General features: G+C 63.0%; 1 protein-coding gene. It reads right to left on the minus strand.

Annotated features, from left to right (window positions below):
* Nucleotides 1-300, minus strand: a 300-nt coding sequence (locus tag AC0L3B_RS39170) for a hypothetical protein (protein ID WP_473383102.1), incomplete at both ends; no start/stop codon positions are given.

Raw genomic sequence — 300 nt, forward strand, 5'->3', positions numbered from 1 at the left:
GCCGGCGTTGCACCGTTTCATCGGGCGAGCCGACCTGCGGCGCGTAACCAGGCGCCGCTTGCAGTTCAGTGTCGAAAGCCTGCTCCAGGCTGCCCAGGTCTATCAATTGCTGATTGAACTCGGCCATTTGGCTCAGATAACCCACGGTGTTGTCGTGGGCTTGCTGGCTTGTGTTCGGGTCGTCGGACTCCAACTGCGCGCCCCAGGCGTCAAGGGTTTCACGTGCCGGCGTCGCGGCCTTGCGCGCCAGCACCAGCAGCGCGGCGCGCTCTTGCAACGTATGGACAATGTTCTGCAGTT

It is taken from the genome of Bradyrhizobium sp. Kon56, assembly GCF_055807635.1.